The sequence below is a fragment of the Deltaproteobacteria bacterium genome, from assembly GCA_009930495.1.
GTDB lineage: Bacteria > Desulfobacterota > Desulfovibrionia > Desulfovibrionales > Desulfomicrobiaceae > Desulfomicrobium.
The window spans coordinates 1-1,931 of the sequence record RZYB01000323.1 but is presented as its reverse complement, the minus strand read 5'-3'; the positions used below and the strand labels follow the sequence as shown (position 1 = coordinate 1,931).

The following is a 1,931-nucleotide window of genomic DNA, read 5'->3' as shown; positions in this document are numbered from 1 at the left end:
TCCGAAGCTGTTTGACAATGCGTTCGTCCAACTGGGCGCGATTTTCCAACCGCCCTTCGGCAAAGCTGATGCGCACGACCGGATGCTTCGTGTCCCAGTCCCAATGTTTTTCCAGATACAGCCCATCGAACAGAGCGCGGTTGCCGGCAAAGGCTTCACCCAGCGTGTCCAGAAACAGAGATTTGCCGAAGCGCCTGGGCCGGGACAGAAAATAATAACTGCCGCCATCGGCCAAACGCGCCACGAACGGTGTCTTGTCCACGTAATAATAGTCGTCCTCGCGGATCTTGGCGAAGGACTGGATGCCGATGGGCAGTTTTTTGCGCGTCACGCCTATACCACCTTCCAATGTGGCCGCTGCAAGAAGGTTTGCGCCGATGTCCCGAATTCCTCCACGCCAACAACCAGGACCCGCAGCTTGCGTCTGATTTTGGACTCGGTGATGCGGATATAGTCCCGCAGTCGATCCTCCTTGACCTCGCCGACGATCAAGAGGTCGATCAGCCCGGAATCCTTGCCCAGGGCGTAGTCGTCCAGGATGTAGACGGCGCGCACATCGCCCAGGTCCGCCCGGACTTCCTCGATGACGCGGTCGATACCCAGGCTTTTTTTGACGATGGAGTGGAGCTCCGGGAAAATCGGGTGTGCCGTGTTGGCCCGGAAAAACAGGGACCGGCCTTGTTTTTTCTTTTCCAGGTAGCCGGCCTCGGTCAGATTATCCAGCTCTTCCTTGACCGCATTGGGCGAAACATCGAATTCCGTGGCCAGTTCCCGCAGGTAACAGGATACCTCGGGGTTGAGGAACAGCTTGAGGAGAAGCTGAATGCGGGTCTTGGAGGAAAATAATTCGGAAAGCATGGCTTTCTCGTACAACTTTCATGAACAATAAACAAGATGATTTTTGCATTTTTTAGGTCATGATCCGGTCGTGGCGGTTCGGGTGGAGAGCGATTACAAGAACGCCATGAGCATATTCGAACACGCCTGTCGTCTGAAGATCATCCCTGAACCCCTGTGCCGGAATGGGCACGAGTCCGATCCGGATGCGCGGCGCATCATCGCGCGCATGGCGGCCGAAGTGATTCCGGAGTTTCGGGGACTGCCCAACCTCGTGCCCGGACTGGCCGCGTCCGTGGCCGTGGCCCGTGACTACGCCCGCGCCGTGGTCAGGGAATTGGGCGAGCCCCGGCGCGTGGATGCGAATTCGTGGGCCCGGGACCCGTTCATTCCGGTGGTCTTCGCCACCCCGGACGAAGGTCTGGAGGCGTTCAGGCGCGCTCCGGCCATCCAGGGCGTCTTTGAGGACGGGGCGCGTGACTGTTTTTTTCTGATGACCATGCGGCGGCATGAATTTGAAATTCTGGGCAGTGAATTGGACGGTGAGATCGTTAAACGCGGTGTGCTGCAAACCGTGGTCGGCTTCGAGGACCACGCCATTCCCATTGCCGCGCCGTCCGTGGCCGAGGCACGGGCGGCCATGGCCGACGAATTGGTTCTGTTTTTGTCCGGACTCGTGCCGGAGCGGGTGCGCCGAACGGATACCCTTAGGGTGGAGTTGCATGACTCCGAGGGCTTGTTGCGCGCGCGGATCGCCACCCTGGAACAGGCCAGTCGGGAATTCAAGCCGTTATCCGTCCCCGCGGACCTGCGTGGCAAGCTGCGCCAGGGGCGGGAAGAGTTTCAGGCTTTGGAAGACAAACTGGCCAACCTTCCCCGGCATCCGGACACCGGGCGCTATCTGGAGTTGGTTCGGGATGTGTTGCGCCATCCGCACGAGCATGTCGCGGTCGAACGGGTGACCCTGTACGTTCAGGATTTCGGTATCAAGGTGGCCAAGGACAAGGGGCGGGAGATTCAATTCATCGAGCTGCGAACCGGCGGCGAGCAACGCATGGCCGTGCTTTTTGCCCGCATGTCCAGGGATATGGCCA

General features: G+C 59.3%; 3 protein-coding genes. 1 reads left to right on the top strand and 2 read right to left on the bottom strand.

Going from position 1 to position 1,931, the window contains the following annotated elements; all coding sequences use genetic code 11:
* Both EOL86_14305 and EOL86_14300 read right to left on the bottom strand, forming a co-directional pair.
* On the bottom strand, positions 1 to 331 hold a 331-nt coding region (locus EOL86_14305), incomplete at its 3' end, for a hypothetical protein (GenBank protein NCD26744.1).
* A 2-nt stretch (positions 332 to 333) separates the two neighbouring features.
* Positions 334 to 858, bottom strand: a complete 525-nt coding sequence (locus EOL86_14300) for an ArsR family transcriptional regulator (protein ID NCD26743.1) — start codon at positions 856 to 858, stop codon at positions 334 to 336.
* Between the two features lie 106 nt (positions 859 to 964).
* On the opposite strand from EOL86_14300, the gene EOL86_14295 reads away from it, so the two are divergent.
* Positions 965 to 1,931: hypothetical protein (locus EOL86_14295; GenBank protein ID NCD26742.1), on the top strand; the 967-nt coding region annotated here is incomplete at its 3' end.